This window comes from Pseudomonas sp. OA65, assembly GCF_017498305.1.
Taxonomy (GTDB): domain Bacteria; phylum Pseudomonadota; class Gammaproteobacteria; order Pseudomonadales; family Pseudomonadaceae; genus Aquipseudomonas; species Aquipseudomonas zanjanensis.
Window position 1 is genome coordinate 1 of the sequence record NZ_JAGDEZ010000016.1, and the last position, 18,235, is coordinate 18,235.

20 protein-coding genes, 4 tRNA genes and 1 pseudogene are annotated in these 18,235 nt (G+C 56.4%); 7 read left to right on the forward strand and 18 right to left on the reverse strand.

Features of this window, described 5'->3' with window-relative positions:
* The first annotated feature begins 230 nt into the window (after window positions 1–230).
* Window positions 231–647, forward strand: a complete 417-nt coding sequence (fos, locus tag J3361_RS15310) for a fosfomycin resistance glutathione transferase (protein ID WP_207965396.1) — start codon at window positions 231–233, stop codon at window positions 645–647.
* A gap of 28 nt (window positions 648–675) precedes the next feature.
* On the opposite strand, the gene J3361_RS15315 is transcribed toward fos, so the two are convergent.
* On the reverse strand, window positions 676–960 hold the full coding sequence (locus J3361_RS15315) for a type II toxin-antitoxin system RelE/ParE family toxin (RefSeq protein WP_207965296.1): 285 nt from the start codon (window positions 958–960) through the stop codon (window positions 676–678).
* On the reverse strand, window positions 950–1,189 hold the full coding sequence (locus tag J3361_RS15320) for a ribbon-helix-helix protein, CopG family (RefSeq protein WP_207965297.1): 240 nt from the start codon (window positions 1,187–1,189) through the stop codon (window positions 950–952). The genes J3361_RS15315 and J3361_RS15320 overlap by 11 nt, the downstream gene beginning before the upstream one ends.
* Before the next feature lie 244 nt (window positions 1,190–1,433).
* Here J3361_RS15320 and J3361_RS15325 point away from each other — a divergent pair, with 244 nt between their 5' ends.
* The 3 genes from J3361_RS15325 to J3361_RS15335 all read left to right on the forward strand — a co-directional run bounded on the left by J3361_RS15325 (window position 1,434) and on the right by J3361_RS15335 (window position 4,619).
* Entirely contained in the window at window positions 1,434–2,783 is a 1,350-nt protein-coding gene (locus J3361_RS15325; RefSeq protein WP_207965298.1) for a GGDEF domain-containing protein, read from the forward strand.
* Window positions 2,784–3,127: 344 nt separating this feature from the next.
* A complete protein-coding gene (locus J3361_RS15330; RefSeq protein WP_207965299.1) occupies window positions 3,128–3,631 on the forward strand; it encodes a DUF4142 domain-containing protein in 504 nt (167 codons plus the stop codon).
* Between the two features lie 79 nt (window positions 3,632–3,710).
* Window positions 3,711–4,619 (forward strand): SDR family oxidoreductase, encoded by a 909-nt coding sequence (locus J3361_RS15335; protein ID WP_207965300.1) that lies wholly within the window; start codon window positions 3,711–3,713, stop codon window positions 4,617–4,619.
* A gap of 45 nt (window positions 4,620–4,664) precedes the next feature.
* Here the strand turns inward: J3361_RS15335 and J3361_RS15340 are convergent, their stop codons facing one another.
* The 7 genes from J3361_RS15340 to J3361_RS15370 all read right to left on the reverse strand — a co-directional run bounded on the left by J3361_RS15340 (window position 4,665) and on the right by J3361_RS15370 (window position 10,178).
* On the reverse strand, window positions 4,665–5,069 hold the full coding sequence (locus J3361_RS15340) for a low affinity iron permease family protein (protein WP_207965301.1): 405 nt from the start codon (window positions 5,067–5,069) through the stop codon (window positions 4,665–4,667).
* Window positions 5,070–5,223: 154 nt separating this feature from the next.
* Entirely contained in the window at window positions 5,224–7,053 is a 1,830-nt protein-coding gene (locus J3361_RS15345; RefSeq protein ID WP_207965302.1) for a hypothetical protein, read from the reverse strand.
* Between the two features lie 91 nt (window positions 7,054–7,144).
* Entirely contained in the window at window positions 7,145–8,527 is a 1,383-nt protein-coding gene (locus J3361_RS15350) for an MATE family efflux transporter (protein WP_207965303.1), read from the reverse strand.
* A 105-nt stretch (window positions 8,528–8,632) separates the two neighbouring features.
* Window positions 8,633–8,710: transfer RNA gene (locus J3361_RS15355), tRNA-Lys, on the reverse strand.
* Window positions 8,711–8,759: 49 nt separating this feature from the next.
* Window positions 8,760–8,837, reverse strand: a tRNA-Asn gene (locus J3361_RS15360).
* Window positions 8,838–8,886: 49 nt separating this feature from the next.
* Window positions 8,887–8,964, reverse strand: a tRNA-Lys gene (locus tag J3361_RS15365).
* Between the two features lie 140 nt (window positions 8,965–9,104).
* On the reverse strand, window positions 9,105–10,178 hold the full coding sequence (locus J3361_RS15370; RefSeq protein WP_207965304.1) for a D-isomer specific 2-hydroxyacid dehydrogenase family protein: 1,074 nt from the start codon (window positions 10,176–10,178) through the stop codon (window positions 9,105–9,107).
* A 689-nt stretch (window positions 10,179–10,867) separates the two neighbouring features.
* On the opposite strand from J3361_RS15370, the gene J3361_RS15375 reads away from it, so the two are divergent.
* The gene (locus J3361_RS15375; protein ID WP_207965305.1) at window positions 10,868–11,014 is read left to right on the forward strand and encodes a hypothetical protein; all 147 of its coding nucleotides are present in this window, start codon (window positions 10,868–10,870) and stop codon (window positions 11,012–11,014) included.
* A 309-nt stretch (window positions 11,015–11,323) separates the two neighbouring features.
* Here the strand turns inward: J3361_RS15375 and J3361_RS15380 are convergent, their stop codons facing one another.
* A complete protein-coding gene (locus tag J3361_RS15380; protein WP_207965306.1) occupies window positions 11,324–11,953 on the reverse strand; it encodes a LysE family translocator in 630 nt (209 codons plus the stop codon).
* 145 nt (window positions 11,954–12,098) lie between these two features.
* Here J3361_RS15380 and J3361_RS15385 point away from each other — a divergent pair, with 145 nt between their 5' ends.
* The gene (locus tag J3361_RS15385) at window positions 12,099–12,578 is read left to right on the forward strand and encodes an Lrp/AsnC family transcriptional regulator (protein ID WP_207965307.1); all 480 of its coding nucleotides are present in this window, start codon (window positions 12,099–12,101) and stop codon (window positions 12,576–12,578) included.
* A gap of 16 nt (window positions 12,579–12,594) precedes the next feature.
* Here J3361_RS15385 and J3361_RS15390 read toward each other — a convergent pair whose 3' ends face one another.
* From J3361_RS15390 to J3361_RS15425, 8 genes and pseudogenes are all read right to left on the reverse strand, one after another.
* Window positions 12,595–12,762 carry a type II toxin-antitoxin system ParD family antitoxin gene (locus tag J3361_RS15390; protein WP_186704524.1) on the reverse strand — a complete coding sequence of 56 codons (168 nt, stop codon included), beginning with the start codon at window positions 12,760–12,762 and terminating at the stop codon, window positions 12,595–12,597.
* Window positions 12,763–12,877: 115 nt separating this feature from the next.
* Window positions 12,878–13,177 carry a DUF3077 domain-containing protein gene (locus J3361_RS15395; RefSeq protein ID WP_014337003.1) on the reverse strand — a complete coding sequence of 100 codons (300 nt, stop codon included), beginning with the start codon at window positions 13,175–13,177 and terminating at the stop codon, window positions 12,878–12,880.
* 723 nt (window positions 13,178–13,900) lie between these two features.
* Entirely contained in the window at window positions 13,901–14,068 is a 168-nt protein-coding gene (locus J3361_RS15400) for a hypothetical protein (RefSeq protein ID WP_003198738.1), read from the reverse strand.
* Window positions 14,069–14,338: 270 nt separating this feature from the next.
* Window positions 14,339–14,412, reverse strand: a tRNA-Gly gene (locus J3361_RS15405).
* 160 nt (window positions 14,413–14,572) lie between these two features.
* Window positions 14,573–15,457, reverse strand: coding sequence for an alpha/beta hydrolase (locus J3361_RS15410; RefSeq protein WP_207965308.1), 885 nt, complete (start codon window positions 15,455–15,457; stop codon window positions 14,573–14,575).
* 310 nt (window positions 15,458–15,767) lie between these two features.
* A complete protein-coding gene (locus tag J3361_RS15415; protein WP_207965309.1) occupies window positions 15,768–16,460 on the reverse strand; it encodes a pseudouridine synthase in 693 nt (230 codons plus the stop codon).
* A 35-nt stretch (window positions 16,461–16,495) separates the two neighbouring features.
* Window positions 16,496–16,714, reverse strand: coding sequence for a cysteine-rich CWC family protein (locus J3361_RS15420; RefSeq protein WP_207965310.1), 219 nt, complete (start codon window positions 16,712–16,714; stop codon window positions 16,496–16,498).
* A pseudogene (locus J3361_RS15425) lies at window positions 16,707–17,324 on the reverse strand (GGDEF domain-containing protein); the annotation flags it as partial. The gene J3361_RS15420 and the pseudogene J3361_RS15425, both read right to left, overlap by 8 nt.
* 378 nt (window positions 17,325–17,702) lie before the next feature.
* On the opposite strand from J3361_RS15425, the gene J3361_RS15430 reads away from it, so the two are divergent.
* The gene (locus J3361_RS15430) at window positions 17,703–18,104 is read left to right on the forward strand and encodes a hypothetical protein (protein WP_207965312.1); all 402 of its coding nucleotides are present in this window, start codon (window positions 17,703–17,705) and stop codon (window positions 18,102–18,104) included.
* Window positions 18,105–18,235: the final 131 nt, after the last annotated feature.

The following is an 18,235-nucleotide window of genomic DNA, read 5'->3' on the forward strand; positions in this document are numbered from 1 at the left end:
GAGTGCCAGGGCTTGCCAGGCAAGGCGCCATGACGAGTCGTAGCCCGCTACGGCGAGGAATGGCAACGCAGACTGGCAAGTTCTGGCGCCGAAGTTGAGTGCACGAATTAGCCACACAGGCCACTAGGACCTTGGACGGGGAATCCATCGATGGTGTCGGAGCTTCGGAGTACCGTGGATTTGCCCCAAGCCCGCTGGGTTATCACTTTTTTCTGAAAGGTAGCTTGATGATGCTCTCAGGCCTCAATCATTTGACCCTTGCGGTCGCCGATCTGGATCGCAGCGTGGTTTTTTATGGCGAGCTGTTGCAGTTGCGTCTTGAGGCCAGATGGAACAGCGGGGCGTATTTGTCGCTGCCGGGGTTGTGGTTGTGCCTGTCGCTCGATCCGCTGCGCAGGCTCGAGCCGACCGCGGACTACACCCATTACGCATTCAGCATCAGCGCCGAGCATTTGCCGCAACTGGTTGCACGGCTGAACGCGGCCCAGGTGTCGTCGTGGCGAGACAACCGCAGTGAGGGGGATTCGTTCTACTTTCTCGACCCGGACGGGCACAAGCTGGAGGTCCATGTCGGCGACCTCGCGTCGCGGTTGAAGGCTTGTCGGCAGGCACCGTATGCCGGCATGGTGTTTTTTACGGAGCCGTGATGGGGCGGTGTCGAATCGAGTGATTGGCCTACCAGGCGTTGGGCGGCAGCCGCCGCGTATGGAACAGTCGCAGGATTTGCACGCGTCCGTGGCGAACGCGATAGGGAATCAGGTACGGACGGTCGGGGACAACCCATTCACGGGTCCCCGCCAGGCGGCCTTCACGACCGGACGCTGGGAATTGGGCGAGTTGCTCGACGCTCGTGAGGATTGCCTTGACGAAGTGCGCCGCTGCTTTTGGATTGCCCAACGCTATATAGGCGGCTTCGTCGTCCAGATTCTTGAGGGCAGTACGTAGCCACTCAACCTGCATCGTTCATCCATTTTTCGGCAATCGCGTTGACATCCTCGGGGCTGGCGAAATCACCCGCATCTGCCTCATGCAGGGCTTCTTGGATTTCCTTGATCTGCCAAGCTTCACGGGCCAGGTATTCGCGTAGCGCATCGACTGCCAGGAATGACTTGCTGCGCCCGGTAGCCTTGGCCAATACCGCTAGGGTTTCGGCGACTTCATCGGGCAATCGCAAAGACATGATGGACATGATGGTCTCTATGTAGTGGTTTGTAATACAACATACTACACGTTCTTGGAGAGTCGCCAGCCCCGTTGGTCTTCATCGTCTGTGTGAATGTTCGTCTCGATATCGATGCTCATCCCCTACGGTTGATTGCCTGCGCTATCCTCACTGGTATTGGCCGCCTCAGTCTCGCCCGTTGCATCGGCGTCACGAACTGACCATCACCCGCTTCGTTCACCGCTGCATTACCCGGATGACCACCAGCCCCATGGACACTTCAAGTTCCGCGCCGCTGGCCAGCTACATCGACCTTCTGCTGGACGCCGTGTGTGCCGTCGACGGCCAAGGGCGTTTCGTGTTTGTCAGTGCCGCCTGCGAGCGTATTTTCGGCTACACCCCGCAGGAACTGATCGGCCAGCCGATGATCGATCTGGTGCACCCTGCCGACCGCCAGCGGACCCTCGAGGCGGCGCGGGAGATCATGGATGGCGAGCCCAAGCTCAATTTTGAGAACCGCTACCTGCGCAAGGACGGTCGGGTGGTGCACATCCTGTGGTCGGCGCGCTGGTCGTCGGCGGACCAATTGCGCATTGCCGTAGCCCGGGACATCACCGAACGCAAGCAGGCCGAGTCCCGACAGGCGGCGTTATATGCGATTTCCGAGGCAGCCCATGCCGCGGCAGACCTGCTGGCGCTGTTCAAGCGTATCCACCTGATTATTGGCGAGTGGCTGCCGGCGCTGAATTTCTCGGTGGCGCTGTATGACGAACAATGCTCACAGTTGAACTTCCCCTATCACGTCGATGATCGGGAAGGGCAGCCCGAATTGCCGGGCACGGTCACCGGGCGTTTGTGCGCCGAGGTGATTCGCAGTGGCCAGCCGATCCTCCTGACGCCCGGTGGCAGCGCGTTGCCTGCGGGGTTCGACGACTTGGTGGCGCAACCGGACGCGCCGTGTTGGCTGGGTGTGCCGCTGAACTCACAGAGCGGCACGATTGGCGCGCTGATCGTCAAGAGTGCACCGGACAACGAACGCTACACCGAACAGGACAAGGAGCTGCTGCAATACGTCTGCGCACAAATCACCGTCGCCATCGAGCGCAAGCAGTTGCACGCCCGGTTGCAGCACATGGCTCAGTACGATCAGTTGACCCAAGTGCCCAACCGCGAATTGCTTCGTGAACGGTTCAAATGCGCAGTGGCGGCTGCTCGTGCTGCGTCCGGTCGCATGGCCTTGCTGTATATCGACCTGGATCGTTTCAAGCAGGTCAACGACACCTATGGCCACGGCGTGGGGGACATGCTGCTGCAGGCGGTGGCCAGTCGTCTGAAAGGGTGTATCCGTGACACCGACACTGTGGCGCGCATTGGTGGAGATGAATTCGTGGTCCTGTTGCACAGCATCCAGGCCTTGGAGGATGCCCATCGTGTGCAGGACAAAATCCACCATGCACTGGCCCAGCCGCTGCGCCTGGACGGGCATTGCCTGAGCATCGGACCGAGCATCGGCGTGGCCTGCTTCCCCGACCATGGCACTGAAGACATCGCCCTGTTCCGCCACGCCGACGAGGCGATGTACGCCGCCAAACGCCACAATCACCGGGCGTTCGGCATCTGAAAGCGGGTCACCGTTCGTCGTGGCGCCCGCAGCTTTCTCAAACCTTCAGCCCGCATCCCCTTCGAATACAAGACAGGGCCCGCGCGCCCGGCATGCACGAATACGGAGGGCTGAACCATGTCTGGTTCAAGCAGTATTTATCCGACAAACAATGCCCGTGATCGAACGAAGGTGTCCGAAGCAGGTCGCAAAAGTGGGAGAACCACCATCACGACCGTCGATAGAAACCCGTCGAAAGCCGAAATTGGCCGAAAACCGGGCCGGACGTCTCGCTGAACACTCATGGGTGGTTCTGATTCAAGTTGGATAACCCACTAGAACTTTTATCAGAGGAGGGCGCGATCATGAGCCGTATGGCCAGTTTATTTCGCACCACCAGTCTCGTCGTCCTGATGGGCCTGGGTGCCAACAGTGCTTGGGCCCAATCGCCTGTCGAATTCATCAACGATGCGTCTGCCAAAGGCATGGCCGACATTGAGGCCAGTCGCATGGCCCATGGGAAAGCCGAATCCAGGGAGGTCAAGGACTACACCATCATGGTGATCAACGACCGTACCACTGCCAATCAACATCTGGCGAAGATCGCCAAGAAGCTCGACTTGCCTGTCGCCCCCCGGGAAGAAGTGGCTGACAAGGCCAAAACCCTGATCCCGCAAGTACAGGAGGGCGAGTCGTTCGAGGCCGCGTATGCCGCCAGCCAGATCAAGGCGACCGAGGAGGCCATCGCGCAGATCCAGCAGGAGGCCCAGACCACCGAAGTGCCGGAAATCAAGGCTTTCGCCGACGAAACCTTGCCTAAATTGCAGACCCATCTCGAAATGGCCAGGGCGTTGCAGGCTAGCCGTTGATCTGTCGCACCTGGTTTTACATTCAGGGCCGGGGCGTCAGCGTCCCGGCAGATTTTGCCCGCCGAAAAGGAGAACCTCGATGTCCACACGCCGAGAACCCAACCAATACGCGATGCAGAACCCACTGACCCAGTATCCGCGCCCGGAATTTCCCGACCAACCGCAATCGCCACCTGGCATCGATCAGGACATGCTGCCGCAACCTGATCATGGCGAAAAAAGCTATCAAGGTTTCGGTCGCCTCGAGGGGCGCAAGGCCTTGGTCACCGGCGGTGACTCGGGGATTGGTCGCGCCGCGGCCATCGCCTACGCCCGGGAAGGCGCCGATGTGGCAATCAACTATCTACCCAGCGAAGAGCGCGACGCCCGGCAAGTCATCGAGTTGATCGAAGCCGAGGGGCGCAAGGCGATTGCGATTCCTGGCGACCTCAAGGACGAGGCGTTCTGTGTGCAAATGGTCAAGATGGCGCAACAACAGCTCGACGGGCTGGATATCCTGGTGAACGTTGCCGGTAAGCAGGAAGCGCAAAAAGACATCGCCGACATCACCACGGCGCAGTTTGACGACACCATGAAGACCAACATCTATGCGATGTTCTGGATCTGCAAGGCGGCGGTGCCGCTGATGCCGGCAGGGGCGACCATTATCAATACCGCCTCGATCCAATCCTACGACCCGTCCGCGACCTTGCTGGATTACGCCACCACCAAAGCGGCAATCGTGGCGTTTACCAAGGCGCTGGCTGGGCAGGTCATTGGCAAGGGCATTCGGGTCAATGCCGTGGCACCGGGGCCGATCTGGACCGTGCTGCAACCGAGCGGCGGTCAACCTCGGGAAAAGATTCCCACCTTTGGCTCCCAGGTACCGATGAAGCGCCCAGGCCAACCGGCCGAGTGCGCGCCGCTCTATGTCCTGCTGGCATCGCAGGAATCGAGCTATATCACCGGGGAAGTATTTGGCGTGACGGGTGGTAACCCGTTGCCTTGATGCCTGACAAATGCGCGAGTGGTTGACGCCACTCGCGCCTAGGCATCAGCACTGGTTCAGGTCGATCTTGTTCTTTTGTTCCACGCCATCGAGGCCCTTGGCTTCGTCCTTGCCCATGTCTTGATAGCGCTTGCGCAGCGCTTCAAGTTGCTTGAGGTCCAGCGACTCGAGGCCGAGCATTGCGTTTTGTGCGTCCTTGGTGGCCCGCAGTAATTCATCCACTTTCAAATGCAAAATGTCCGTATCGCGGTTCTGGGTGTTCTGGATCAGGAACACCATCAGGAAAGTGATGATGGTGGTCGAGGTGTTGATGATCAATTGCCAGGTGTCGTTGAAGCCGAAGAAAGGTCCGCTGGCGGCCCAGATCGACAGCAACACGATGGCGCCTAGAAAGGTTTTGGGGCTCCCCGCCCAAAGGGCTAGTTTTTGCGCGATTTTTGCGAACGTCATTGCCGTGTTTCCTTATTGGATGCACCTGTCTGGTGTGACAGCAACGAGTCGGCGAAAATTCTACTTACATTTCAGCCGGTCCCTCCTCGTTCATCGTCCGGCGCGATGACAGTCGCAACCAGTGCTTCTGCCGCAGATCCCCCTGAAACCCTCATCAATCGAATTTTATTTTGAGGCAGCTAACTATACCGGACAGGTTGTTCCCGAAAGATTCGAAGAACGGTATGAGTCCATGCGGCATCGCCTGATAGATTTCCATCCCCTGATAAAAGCGCCGCAGATAACGAGGCTTCACCGGTAGCCCCATATGAAAAATCGCCTGGGTTATGAACTGCTTTGGGACATTGTTGTAGGTCGCCTTGCAGTTAATGTAATAGGCGCTCAATCCACAGCGCTTGGCGAATTCAGCAACGCTGTCCAAGATGTCCCGCACCCGTTCTTCAGATTGCAGCAAGCGGCCGCCGCCCTCGACGCCGTCAAGCAGTAGCCCGGGCACACCTTTGACATCTGCCACGGCAATCAGATTAATACGGCCAATGCGCCGCCCTTGATACCAGACATACAGGCGACATAAATTCGGCTCAACCAAATATCCTGGGGCATTGTGGACAGCGTAGTCACCGATACCGGTACAGGAATAAAACTCGTCGGAGCGACTGTAGTCCTGCCATGGGTTTCTGTTCCAGGTACTAATGAAGCCCCGCTGCCTTGATTGACGTTCCCTCAAACCCTCCCAATCCTTATCGTCGAGGTAGGTTCTGATACTTTTAATATTTTCTGGTTCAGGCGATCCAATGCCGTCTTTGGGGAAGGCTACATCTATCATTGACCGCAAGCGGGTTTCGGTGTACTCGGCATGTCGGTCGAACAATGATTTGTTCTGGTACACCAAGGTTTGCCGGGCGCCTTTGTCGTAGGTCGCTTCTATAGCCTGTCCTATCAGCGCCCTGAAACGGGCGATACCCATTTCCCCGCCCCAATAGTTGAACGGTAAAAACCAGGCGCCAGCATAAGAATCGGTGATGTACGCGCGTGCATTGACAAAAGCATGGTGCTGTTCGAACCATCTATTGAAATCACCAATCGCCAACTGGTACCGCATGTTCTCGATGGTATGGGAGTCCATAAAATTTATATTCGAAATAATCGCGGAGATTAACCCGCCATCGAATACCCCAGGTGCATCGATATGCGAGATCAGACTCGCTGCATCCAATTGCTCAAGCGAAGCGGTGATGGTACGACCCGCCCCAACCTCCGGCAAACCATTGGCCAACAGATAATGGAAGTAGTCGACATTTCCATCTGACAGCGCGTCGAGACGTTTGTGTACCGTCTGAATACTATGGTGTTCAAATACCGCATCGGCATTTTCCAGCAACGCAACGGCACCAAAACTGCCATAACGAGCGTGTACGGCGCAAACCAATGCCACCAGCGCATCCAGGTCCGTGGCAGGCAAGTGCCGATAGTAGTTCTTGATATGGATGAGCAAAGGGGCGCAGCAAGGGCCTAATGCATCCTTGTGGCGTAGCACGCAGTCCATGACGGCCTGATAATATGCCACGCCTACGGCCTCAAGGATCGACTCCAGATCATCGCACGAGGCAGAGTCGGATGTGCCGATCAGGTAGGACAGACCGCGTGCAGATTGATCCTTGATGGCCAGGAGGAATTCCATGAACGCCTGCATATCCAAGTGACGCTTGAGCAGCGGGATCTTTTCTATCAGATACGCCGCGACAAAGGCGCTGTTGCGTTCCAACTCAAGAATGCCGGGCAAGAACCACGCCCATTCCTCATCGTTGAGTTCAAGTACATGGCCATGGTATTTAAGTACATTGTTGACCAGTACATCATCGCAGGCGGCAATCCGCGACAGTAATTCACCTACCGCCGTCGCAAGCTCGGCGCCATGGAGCTGCTCAAGGCAGTTGATTGCAACTTCATAAGCGTCGATGTAAGTAGCCAGTACTTCACGCATACGCATTTCCTCTCATACCAACCGGTGATGGTTGCAAAAGCTTGATGATCAGCCTCTCGGCCTGTCTCGATAGGCGTGATGAATGTAGCGACTAGTCGTGTGTAGGGCTTGCGCTCAGTAACGGACTGTTGGGTTTGGTGACCCGTACCAGCCGTACCATCAGCATAAGCAGCGAAAGGAGATGGCTGAGTATCAGCGCCACCCATAGGCCGACTACGCCTTGATCCATGTTGAACGCCAAGTGATATCCGCCGGCCACGCCGATAAACCAGGCGGTAGTGGTATTGATAAGAAAGGGTACCTTGGTATCTTCCAAGCCCTTCAATGCGCCCAGCAGGATGACCTGGACGCACTCAACGGCGATGCTCAGCGCCGCGAGGCAAACAATCAGGTTGAACTGGGTTAGAAGATCAGAGTTCGACGGGTCTTTGACATCGAAGAACATGGATGCGACCAAGGTCGAGTCGAAAAACACAATAAAGGTAAAGGGCAACAAGAACAGCATGCCGACCATGGATGCCGCCGCCGTCAGTTTCCGCACCTTGTGCACGTTATCCAACGCATGCTCTTGAGCGACACGAATGGCAATGGCTTCACGAACCCCTTCAACCAACATGAATACTGGATAGATATAGGAGAACACCAGTTGTGCCGCTGCCAGCTCCAACGTGCCCACGTTCTCTGTAAAGAACATAAGGACGATGAACATCAGTGAAATGACTAAGCTATTGGCGGAAAGTGGCAACCCCATCGCCAGGTATTTTTTAATCAGGGAAAGTTTAGGTGCCGCCCAGCCCGTGAAGATAGCGTATGCCTTGGCGGATCTGCGATTGCTCAGGGAGTAGAGCCCGATCTCCGCCGCCAGCATTCCCCAGCTTACCAAGGAGGTCGAAAGCCCCGCACCGTATGCACCCAGCCGCGGAAAACCGAACTCACCGAGAATCAGTGCGTAGGAAATCACCGCTTTAAATACGCTGGCAAACAGCGTGATGTAGAAAATGGACGAAAAGTCGGAAACCGCCGCCGAGTGGTCCCGCAGGACGCAGAACAACGCTAACGGCAAGATTGAGTAGACCGCGCCTTGTGCGTATTGATCAGCCTGGAAAGACACCGCTGGGTCTATATTGAAGGCAAGCAGCAAGCTGCCAAGGTTCAATGTCACCAGAACGACTGGAAGGCTAAGTAGAACGCACATGTAGAAACCATGTTGCACATGCACTTCCACGGCCCGTTTGTTCTGAATGGCGTCGTACTTGGCTGAAAAAACCGCAACCATGCCAATGACGCACAAGCAAATGACATTGGCGGCGTCGAAAACAATGCGAGCGCCTAAACCATAGCCTGCAATTTCATCCGCACGAAAACGGCCCATGAATACGGAGTCAACGAATGCCATCATGCTTTCAATCAGATAGACGATTGAAAGTGGTACCGCAACTTTGATGATGCGCCGACCCTCTGCAACCCAGTGCATATCCTGCATCCTTTCATTCAAATCAGCACAGACGAGAAAATATAAGTGCTTGCAAGCTGTTCAAATTGTCTCTCGCTGAGCTGAACAAGCCGAGTTTCCGATAATTGGTGGAGGAGAGTGAGACTCGAACTCACGACTGCCAACTTAAGTAGTTGGCGCCCAAGCCACCGGGCGTTCTCCCCCGTTACATGCGTCGTCTCTCGAGCGCGAAGCAACCGCGGCCGAATAAAAATGGTGGAGGAGAGTGAGACTCGAACTCACGACTACCAACTTAATTAGTTGGCGCCCAAGCCACCGGGCGTTCTCCCCCGTTACATGCGTTGTCTCTCGAGCGCGAAGCAATCGCGGCCGAATAAAAATGGTGGAGGAGAGTGAGATTCGAACTCACGACTACCAACTTAAATAGTTGGCGCCCAAGCCACCGGGCGTTCTCCCCCGTTACATGAGGTGTGTGTCGGCCGCGAACGACGACGACCGAATAAAAGCGGTGGAGGAGAGTAATTCCAATTCACTCCACCAATTTAAGTAGCTTAAGTCCGCTGAAGACGTTGTTGCGTTATAGCGTTGTTCACACCACTCAGTCTTTCAGTACTGTTGCGTGGAATGAAACAGCGCTGGCACGTTGTGCATGCTTGGCCATATCCAGGTTCCGGTTGTAAAGATGTTCGTCTGTCCCATGCTTGAGATAGTGCATAACCGAGCTGATTGCCACGCCCGCCATCTCATCCCACACGGCAGCGGTCGACGCACCTATGTAGGGGGTGCAGATGAAACGGTCATCAGGCAGCTCAAGCATGGCGATCGGCATATTGATCGCCTCGCCATTCTTGATGAGTGGTGGCATATCCCAGTTCTTGTCGTCGAACGCGGCCCCTGCAATTTTCTGCTCGAGCAGGGCCTTGTAGAGCGCCCGGCCATCAACCAACGAGGCCTCTGATGTATTGATCAGAATGGCCGAGGATTTCATCAGGGCAATTTCCTGCTCTCCAATGAGACCCAAGGTGGAGTCGTTGTACGGACAGGCCAGAATCACAACGTCACTACTCTCCAGCAAGGAGGCCATCGACAAGCGTTGGGCCTGGGTATCGCGTTCGATGTCGGGCTTCTGCGAGTTAGCGGTGTAGACGATTCTGGACTTGAACGCATCGTGCATCATCCGGGCAACCCGGGAGCCGACCCTGCCCAAACCGATGATGCCAATCACCGCATCCTTGAGAAGCGGAGTATCCATTTCATGCAGGCGACCTTTTTTCTGTTCGGTGTGGAAGTAGATCAATTTTCTTCTTAGCCCGATAACCAATCCTATGAGGAACTCGCCCATGGCTTCGTACATCACTTTCAAGTCTGGCGTATTGGTAACAGGGATGCCCAGGCGGTCAGCTGCGTCAATATCGACCAAGTGCTCGGCCCCCGTAGCCAGGCATGCCACGAGCTGCAATTGGCCGGCGTGCTGGAGAATCTCTTCGGTCAATATTTCCTCACCGGCTTGAATGTAAATATGTGCCTCGGTGATTGCAGAGATAATCCGCGCCTGATCAGGAAATGATTCATGGATCAAGTTTACGTCGTAATGCGTTGAATTAAATTTACAGATTTGGTTTTGATCCAGGCGATCAGCTCCGGAAATAACTACTTTGATGCGCTCTGACACGGCAATACCCTCGAATGTAGTGTTGCGAAAATGGGTTTGATATGAATATGACGTACGTTCAAGTGGCTGCAGAGAAGGGTGTCAACATGAAATATATCCTTTTGGGTCTGGCGTGTACTACACCAAAGAGTAGTCAATGATCGTTGTTTCTTGGGTGGGGTTTTCAGTGCCTTGAAAATGTATTGCCATATAAAATGATAGTTTGTTTTGGGTGTCAAATTTTCATTTGTAAGTTTTTAAGGCTTGATGTGGTTGCTCGTCGGTGGGCGTTTGTTTGTACGTTGTTGATGGTAAGTTCCGCGGGTGAGTGTTATCTGTCTGAATAATAGTTTTGTTTGTTCTGATTGTGTTGGGAGCCTGTGTTGCATTGTTTTTCAATGTCTAACAAGTTATTTCTCAGGAGCGGTTGTTCTGCCAGGACTGACCCAGTGACGGAGAAAGGAAGTGGCATTATTTCAAACCGCCAACCTTCATGATTGCGACGTGGCCCTTGATCGGTGCCGTACGTGACACATTGGGCCAGCCGTCGGCGATCAACTAGGATTGCGCCTGTCGAGTGCGACGGCAACGAGGCGGTGAAACAGCAAGTCGCAAATATCCGTCGTCATTCATCGCCCCCACGATGGTCATTCGCAACCATTGGGTCTCTTGCAGGTCACTTCTGAACGTTCTCATGATTGGAGTACACCATGAATTTCATCCGCACCTTCTGCCTCGCCTGCTGCTTGTTTGCCCTGCATGGCTGCTTCGACAACTCGGATAACGAGACCAAGGACAATACTGACGGCACCAAGTCTTCGGTGCAGATGCAGGAGTCCAAGTCTGAAGATAAATAGATGTCATAGCCCTGGCGTGACTAAGAAAAACTGTGTGGGCGAGCTTGCTTGCGAATGCGTCGGGTCAGCCAAGATCAGTGTTGAATGACACACCACTTTCGCGAGCAAGCCCGCTCCCACGGGGATTTGTGGTGAATGCGTTCCTGAGAACAACTCGGAAAAATGTGGGAGCGAGCCTGCTCGCGATGGCAGCGGCACAGTCAACATCATCGCAAGCTGACCCGACGCATTCGTCTGCGAAGCAGCCCCGGATATTGGCTCAGTTTGCCTGGCGCTCACTCGCGAGCCCGATCAGTTTATCCACCGGAACTATGACTGCTGCACAAACGTCAGTCGTACCGCAAACCCAATCAAAAGACTCCCAAACAACCACTGCTGCACGCGCTGGGCCGAAGGCGAGCGCTGAAGCCAGCGCCCGAGTGCGACGCCGACCAACGCGTAGGCGCAGTCGAACAGCAGGCCGACGCCCACCAGCACTACGCCCAGGATCGCGAACTGCCCCAACACCGGCCCGGCCTGCGGATCGATGAATTGCGGTAGCAATACCGAGCAAAACAGCAAGGCCTTGGGATTGAGCAGGTTCGTCAGCAGCCCGCGTCGAATGGCCTCGTAATAATGCCGTTTTCCAACCTCGACAGTGGCGCCTTCAAAGCTCGGCAGCAACGTGGTCCGCAGGCATTGAAAGCCAATCCATAACAGGTAGGCAGCACCGGCCATGCGCACGACATCGAAGGTCCATGGCGCGGTCTTGAACAAGGCCGAAAGCCCCAGTGCCGCCAGCGCAACATGACATCCACGAGCAACTCCCAGGCCCACCGCCGTCGCTAACGCCGCGCCCCTGCCCTGACGGGCACCGGTTTGCAGCAGCAGGATCATGTCCGGCCCGGGCAACAGATACGCCACCGTCAACGCCATCAAAAACAACCCGAGCCCTGCCATGCCACACCCCTTTGATCAACGATTCGCAAGTGCCAAGTCTATGGCTGACGGGCAGGGCAGGTGGTTGCGAAGACAGCTTCTAAAGCGTCTGGAATTGGCATAACCTGCCAAACATCTGCGTCATCCAATCGGAAAATGCCAACTCATGAAACTGGACGCCTTCGACCGCAAAATCCTCGTCGCGCTGCAACGCGACGGCCGCCTGAGCAACGTGCAACTGGCTGAAGAAATCGGCCTGTCCCCCTCACCCTGCCTGCGCCGTGTGCGGATGCTCGAAGAAGCGGGGGTGATTCGTGGTTACCAAGCCGTCCTGGACCGCGACGAAGTGGGCCTCGGGCTGACGATCTTCGTCGGCGTCAAGGTCGAACGGCACAACGACGAGCGAGCCGAAGCATTTCGCCAGGCAGTGACGGCATTGCCCGAAGTGATCTCGGCGTTCCTGGTATCGGGCGAGGCGGATTTTCTATTGCAAGTCGTGGTTCCGGACCTGCGGGCTTATGACCGTTTTGTCACGGGGCAGTTGTTGAAATTGCCTGGGATCAGCGATATCCGGAGTAACTTTGCGATTAATACTGTGAAGACGCCGGGGGCGTTGCCGTTGGGGCATTTGCCTGGGGCTGAATAGTTTTTACGATGGGGATTTATCCACGTCCTAATGACATTCGCTGTTTGAAGGCGTCGGAATTGAATGGGCGAGGGGGGCCGCTGGACTCACCGTCTTCAAGGGCCGAGCGGATATCCTTCAGTTCGGCATTACGTTCCTGAGCACGCTGATTGGCAACGGTGATGGTTTTTCGAACGCTTCCCATGCTTGAGCCTCTAGGGAGGTCGGTATTGCTAAGCCCCACTGCGAAAGAAGCAGGGCTTAGCGCTGTCTGTCGGATGGGGTTCCCTATGTCCCCATTCTCAGGACTTACTGTCGATCTACTGTGCCTCGGATTTTTTCTTGGACTCAGCCGCTGGTCTTGGCGTAATGACTTTCACAACGTCATCAATCACCGCCTTGCTCATCTCCAACAAAAAGTGCGCAGCCCAGGCGTATCGGTCGGTGCTCTTTTCAAACGCCGCGTCTTCGGCCAACCGGTGAGCAAGATGCAAAAGATCTGACGCCCGTTCCAATGCCTCTTGGATGGGTACGCCGCCGTTGACACGGAACAACGCTCGATCAGCGGAATAGTTGAAGGGGGTGTAGCCGATGGTTTTTAACTCAGTGTTTTCGTTCATGGCCTGCCTCCGAAGAACGGAAGGTCGTTGGCCCGAAGCTGAGGCTTGGTTCGGTAAGCGTGTAGATAGGATGGAATTACGTTTCGCATTGTTTCACTCCTTGACTTGGGAAACCGCCGCCATCCTTTCCTAGATTCGGGTGGCGACCGTACGTGGGCTAGGAACCGGGAATCAAGGCACCCGGCACACCCGAGGGTGTCCCACGCACAGTCGCCATAAAACATCATCGCAAACACAAAAAGCGCCTGCAATTTTATGGGCGCTGTGCGCCTTGAATTCAACGGGTTCCTAGGCCCGATCGCTGAATTTGCAGCGACATCTGGAGAGTAGCCATCGAAGGGCAAGGGCAACAAGGCGAAACTCGCCGAAAAGCAAAGTAAGCGCGCCCCCTACGCAATTCTCGGATTTTACCTACAAATCTGCCGGGGGACGCGAGACGTGGCGAGGGAGCTTGCTCCCGCTGGGCTGCGCAGCAGCCCCTCTTGTGAGCGCTTCGCGCTCAAGCGGGAGCAAGCTCCCTCGCCACGGGACTCATTGTTCTCAGGACAATTGTCTATTTTTCCTGCAAAGGTCCCGTTGTTGAGGTTGCGCAACGTCCCGCTGGCCATAGTCGGCTTTACAAACTTGCCGGCGTGCCCGTAGGCGCCAGAGCGTGAAAGCAGGTTACGGCAGAATGAAAAAGCCCGGCGGTCGGCCGGGCAGTTTTGGAATCCAGCAACGTGATCAGGCTTGCTTTGCTCGGGCAGCCAACATTACTTCATTCTGTTTTTTGGTGGCTTCGGTCAGTACTTCACTGTAGACGCGTTTTTTTTCTTCCGATTTCGCATTACGAATGAAGTCTGCGAATGGACTCGTGGACTCCTTTGTGGATCCGAGTTTCATGGTAAACATGGGGTTGCTCCGTCATTTATCCCAAGCATGGCCATCAGATCGTGTCGCGTATGCTTCTCGGGGATATGGTAGTCGATCTTGTCAACGCCAGCCTTGTAGAGGCGCCCAGAATTATCCATGCGCTTCACAAGCAGATCGACATGTAGATCCTCGGCGCGACCACCACGGGAGCAAAACCCCACAAAACACCAGACCAAAAAAAACCGGCCACCAAGAGCCGGTTTTTTTAATCCCCCGTCAAAAACGCACAACGCGGGACCAGAATTCGATTGGAGCGGGTGAAGGGAATCGAACCCTCGTTATCAGCTTGGGAAGCTGGAGTAATGCCATTATACGACACCCGCTCAGAGCGGCTGACTTTGTACCAGATGTGGACACGAATTTGAAGTTTTTCTTCGCATCGTGTGCGACCAGTCGTCTACGCGAGCCTCAAACCAGAGCGGTCGTTGGCGGGCAAGCCCCTGTGCTGAAGGGGGGAAGGGGCTTGCTCGCCAGGACTCGGTTTCAGATGGCCAGTGCATGGTAGCCCTGCACGTAGCTGTAGCGCGGTCGGCTTTCGTGGTGTTCCGGCGTGAGGAAACCCATCAGGGCGTTGCGGCTGTCGCGGCAGGCGGCTTTGTGTTCCATGTCCAGGAAGTGCCCGGTGGCTTGCAGTGTGCTGAAGGTGCTGTGCTCGACGTGGTTGGCGAACAGCCTGGCGTCGTCGGCCGAGGTGTATTCGTCCCATTCGCCGTTCAGGAACAGCACCGGCACGTTGATTTTCTTGGCCGCGTTGACATAGCACTGCTGGTCGCTGTGAAGCACGTCGGTGATGTGGAAGTGCATCTGTCCGTACTCATGCTCGGCCAGGTTGCTGACGTGGCGATAGTTGAAGCGCTTGAACAGCGGCGGCAGATGCTTGCCGATGGTGCTGTTGACCAAGTGACCGACACGGTCGCCGTCCAGGCTGCCGAGGTAATCCACACCGCGCTCAAGATAGTCGCGCATCGGCGCATTGAGCACCGGCGAGAACGAGCTGATCACCGCTTTTTCGATGCGCCGTGGCCGTTGGGCCAGGGCGCTCAGGGCGGCGGCACCGCCCCAGGAAAACGACAGCACGTGCTCGGCGGCGAAGTGGTCGATCAGTTCCAGGAGGATCTGCCCTTCGATCTCCTTCGTCAGCATTTTCTCGTGCCGATTGTGGGCCTTGGACTTGCCCGCGTAGGGTTGGTCGTACAGCACGACGTTGAATTGCGGGTAGAGGTTTTTGGCGGTCTGTGCAAACGACGCGGTAGTGGCCATTGAGCCGTTGACCAGGATGATGGTCTTTTGTGCGGCGTCTGCGCGATAGAACTCCGTGTAAACCCGATACTGACCCTGTATATCCAGCACAGCGATTTCTGGCCTCATGTCATAAGACTCCTGGCAAGCGGGTATGCGCGCAATAAGATTGCACGGGCAATGTGACAGGTAGGCATACGCCTGGAAGATAAGGCCCATGTCGATCCATGAAAGCCGGTCGACGGGTATTGTTATGGCGGGCAGTTTGCCGGGCGGATAAGGCGGAACCTGAGGGTTCCCGCCGGCAAAAAGTTTCTTAGAGGTATGAGGTGACTCATCGGTCACATTTCGGCCGACGGTTTGATTCAAGCAGGGGGGCGACCGTTGCGCAAGTCCCTATCGGAAAATTGTTCGACACTTCTGCCCAGCGGTAGCGGGCTCAGATGAGCTGGACTTCCTCAAGGCTCAAGGCGCGGTATTGGCCAGGCGCTAAATGGGCGTCCAACACCAGCGGCCCCATGCGCTCGCGGTGCAGGCGCAGCACCTTGTTGTTGAAGTGGCCGAACATGCGTTTGACCTGGTGGTAGCGCCCTTCAACGATGCTCAAGCGCGCCGATTTTTCCCCCAGCAGCATCAGTTCTGCCGGTTGGGTGGTGAGGTCTTCAAAGGCGAAGTACAGGCCTTGGGCGAAGGTGTCGGTGTATTCGGCGGTGATGGTTTGCTCGGTCTCGACGTAGTAGACCTTGGGCAGTTTGGTCTGTGGTTGGGTCAGGCGTCGGGACCAGGTTCCATCGTTGGTGATCAGCATCAGCCCGGTGGTGTTGAAATCCAGGCGACCGGCGATGTGCAGGTCGTCCTTGTCCGGTTCGTCCAGCCAGTCGAGAACGGTCGGGTGTTGCGGATCGCGCGTGGCACTGACACAGCCGGGCGGCTTGTGCAGCATGAAGTAGCGCGCGGTTCGGCCGGCTTGCAGCACTTCGTCGTCGACTTCGACGCGACTGAATTCCCGTACGGGGGTATGGGGATCGTTGACGGTCTGGCCGTCGATTCGCACTCGGCGTTCCACCAGCAACAGGCGCACTTGTTGGCGATTGAATCGCGGCAGGTTACTGAGGAAACGGTCGACGCGCATGGGCAGTTCAGGCAGGGCAACGGAGGGCGGGCATCTTACGCGATTGGCCAGGGCTTGGCGCGTAACTGGGCTTCGACCTGCGCGCACCGTGGGCACAGGCAGGATTGATCCCGCAGCTCGGCCGGCAATGCTTCGAGTACGGCCGGGTCGATGCTCACGCTGTAGCACCAGCAGACCCGGTCGGCGGTTCGAGGGTCGGCCAGGGAGCAGTCGTTGGCGCCGCCGCAGGCCGGGCAAAGGTCGGGTTTATTCATAACTGGAGTGAGGCATTTCCACACAGGTTCGGTTGCACCCGGTTTGCCGGGCGCGTTGCAGCGCATGATCGGTCCGCGACAGCAGGCTGTGCAAGGTGTCTTCGTCCTGTAGGGTGGTGAGGCCGAGGCTGACGGTGACCCGCAATTGTTTTCCACTGCAGAAATAGCGCTGCTTTTCGATGTGCTGACGAATCTTTTCTGCGATTTTCAGACCGGTCTGTCCATCGGTGTCCTTGAGCAGGACGACGAAGGCGTCGGTACTCCAACGGCAAACGATGTCCGAATGCCGCAGGCTTTCGGTCAGGTCGCGGGCGAATCCGCCCAGGAGTTGATCAGTTGCGATATGACCATGGGTGGTGTCCAGCCGCTTGAAGTCGTCGAGCTCCACCAGCAGCGCCGTCAAGGGTTTGGGCTCGCGCTGGGCTTCGTGCAGGGCTTGCACGGCCAGCAGGTCGAAGCCGCGGCGGTTCGGCAGTTCGGTAAGGCCATCGAGGGTGGATTGGGCGTCGATGCGCTGCTGATAGCTGTTGATCAACCTATAAAGGATGGCCAGGACCGCCAGTGTTACGAGCACGCCGATTAGCAGGTTCACGAACAGCGTCTTGAGAATGTGGTCACGCTCCGAGACATGGGCCGCGTAATAGCCCAGCAACGTGATGATCAGGAAACCAGAACCGAGCAGCGCCACCACGGCCAGGAGCGGCTTGCGCTGGGAATACAACGGCGAACGGAGCGACATGGCGATTCCCTTGGCGCAGACCCAATGAAATCAGTTTAGTGGCCTTGTGGGAAAAGACAGTCGGATTTGCCACGTTTGTGGGGGCATTCAAAAGGGTGGCCGAAACTGGGCAAAGCGCTACATGTTTCAACTTATTGCACAGACGCACCAGATTACGATTCTGCTGTCTGAGTAGGTGTCAGTCACACAACGTTGACTGCCGCCCATCAGCGTCGCTGATGTGGCCCATTCGCGGTCCAGGAGGCCGCCATGTATCGACGACTGCTGCTCATTGCGTTTCTTGGTCTAACTCTTTCGGCCTGCGTGCCTTATTACGACGGAGACTCGAGCTATTACCGTTCCGAGGTCTACACCTCACCGGCGCCGGTCTATTACAGCGGTGGCGGGAGTTATTATTCGGCACCGCGCGGCTATTACGCTCCGCGGTATTACCAACCGGCGCCGCGCTATTACTCGGCACCGCGTTACTACCAACATGGCCCACGCCATTACTCGCCACCGCGAGCGGCGTACCGGCCTTACCCTCACCGGGGCGGCTGGGACGGCCGTGATCGGGGCGGCTGGAACGACGACCGTCGTGGCCGGGGCGGACGTGACCGTGGGCATGATCATCGGGGACGGGGTCATGATGGACGGGGCAATCATCGGTAATGGACTGGCAGCAAAAAGCGGCGCATGAAGCGCCGCTTTTTTGTGCCTGCCATAAAACCTGTCGGATAACTTTTGTTGGGATAACGCTTGTGGGAGCAAAGCTCGCTCGCGATGACATAGGACCAGTCAGC

What these genes read in the sequence shown, in the direction of transcription:
- J3361_RS15420 (WP_207965310.1), bottom strand. Translation starts at nt 16,714, where the DNA reads ATGAATAAACCCGACCTTTGCCCGGCCTGCGGCGGCGCCAACGACTGC.
- J3361_RS15390 (WP_186704524.1), bottom strand. Translation starts at nt 12,762, where the DNA reads ATGGGAAGCGTTCGAAAAACCATCACCGTTGCCAATCAGCGTGCTCAG.
- J3361_RS15340 (WP_207965301.1), bottom strand. Translation starts at nt 5,069, where the DNA reads ATGACGTTCGCAAAAATCGCGCAAAAACTAGCCCTTTGGGCGGGGAGC.
- J3361_RS15330 (WP_207965299.1), top strand. Translation starts at nt 3,128, where the DNA reads ATGAGCCGTATGGCCAGTTTATTTCGCACCACCAGTCTCGTCGTCCTG.
- J3361_RS15315 (WP_207965296.1), bottom strand. Translation starts at nt 960, where the DNA reads ATGCAGGTTGAGTGGCTACGTACTGCCCTCAAGAATCTGGACGACGAA.
- J3361_RS15385 (WP_207965307.1), top strand. Translation starts at nt 12,099, where the DNA reads ATGAAACTGGACGCCTTCGACCGCAAAATCCTCGTCGCGCTGCAACGC.
- fos (WP_207965396.1), top strand. Translation starts at nt 231, where the DNA reads ATGCTCTCAGGCCTCAATCATTTGACCCTTGCGGTCGCCGATCTGGAT.
- J3361_RS15395 (WP_014337003.1), bottom strand. Translation starts at nt 13,177, where the DNA reads ATGAACGAAAACACTGAGTTAAAAACCATCGGCTACACCCCCTTCAAC.
- J3361_RS15400 (WP_003198738.1), bottom strand. Translation starts at nt 14,068, where the DNA reads ATGTTTACCATGAAACTCGGATCCACAAAGGAGTCCACGAGTCCATTC.
- J3361_RS15335 (WP_207965300.1), top strand. Translation starts at nt 3,711, where the DNA reads ATGTCCACACGCCGAGAACCCAACCAATACGCGATGCAGAACCCACTG.
- J3361_RS15375 (WP_207965305.1), top strand. Translation starts at nt 10,868, where the DNA reads ATGAATTTCATCCGCACCTTCTGCCTCGCCTGCTGCTTGTTTGCCCTG.
- J3361_RS15350 (WP_207965303.1), bottom strand. Translation starts at nt 8,527, where the DNA reads ATGCACTGGGTTGCAGAGGGTCGGCGCATCATCAAAGTTGCGGTACCA.
- J3361_RS15380 (WP_207965306.1), bottom strand. Translation starts at nt 11,953, where the DNA reads ATGGCAGGGCTCGGGTTGTTTTTGATGGCGTTGACGGTGGCGTATCTG.
- J3361_RS15415 (WP_207965309.1), bottom strand. Translation starts at nt 16,460, where the DNA reads ATGCGCGTCGACCGTTTCCTCAGTAACCTGCCGCGATTCAATCGCCAA.
- J3361_RS15320 (WP_207965297.1), bottom strand. Translation starts at nt 1,189, where the DNA reads ATGTCCATCATGTCTTTGCGATTGCCCGATGAAGTCGCCGAAACCCTA.
- J3361_RS15430 (WP_207965312.1), top strand. Translation starts at nt 17,703, where the DNA reads ATGTATCGACGACTGCTGCTCATTGCGTTTCTTGGTCTAACTCTTTCG.
- J3361_RS15325 (WP_207965298.1), top strand. Translation starts at nt 1,434, where the DNA reads ATGGACACTTCAAGTTCCGCGCCGCTGGCCAGCTACATCGACCTTCTG.
- J3361_RS15410 (WP_207965308.1), bottom strand. Translation starts at nt 15,457, where the DNA reads ATGAGGCCAGAAATCGCTGTGCTGGATATACAGGGTCAGTATCGGGTT.
- J3361_RS15345 (WP_207965302.1), bottom strand. Translation starts at nt 7,053, where the DNA reads ATGCGTGAAGTACTGGCTACTTACATCGACGCTTATGAAGTTGCAATC.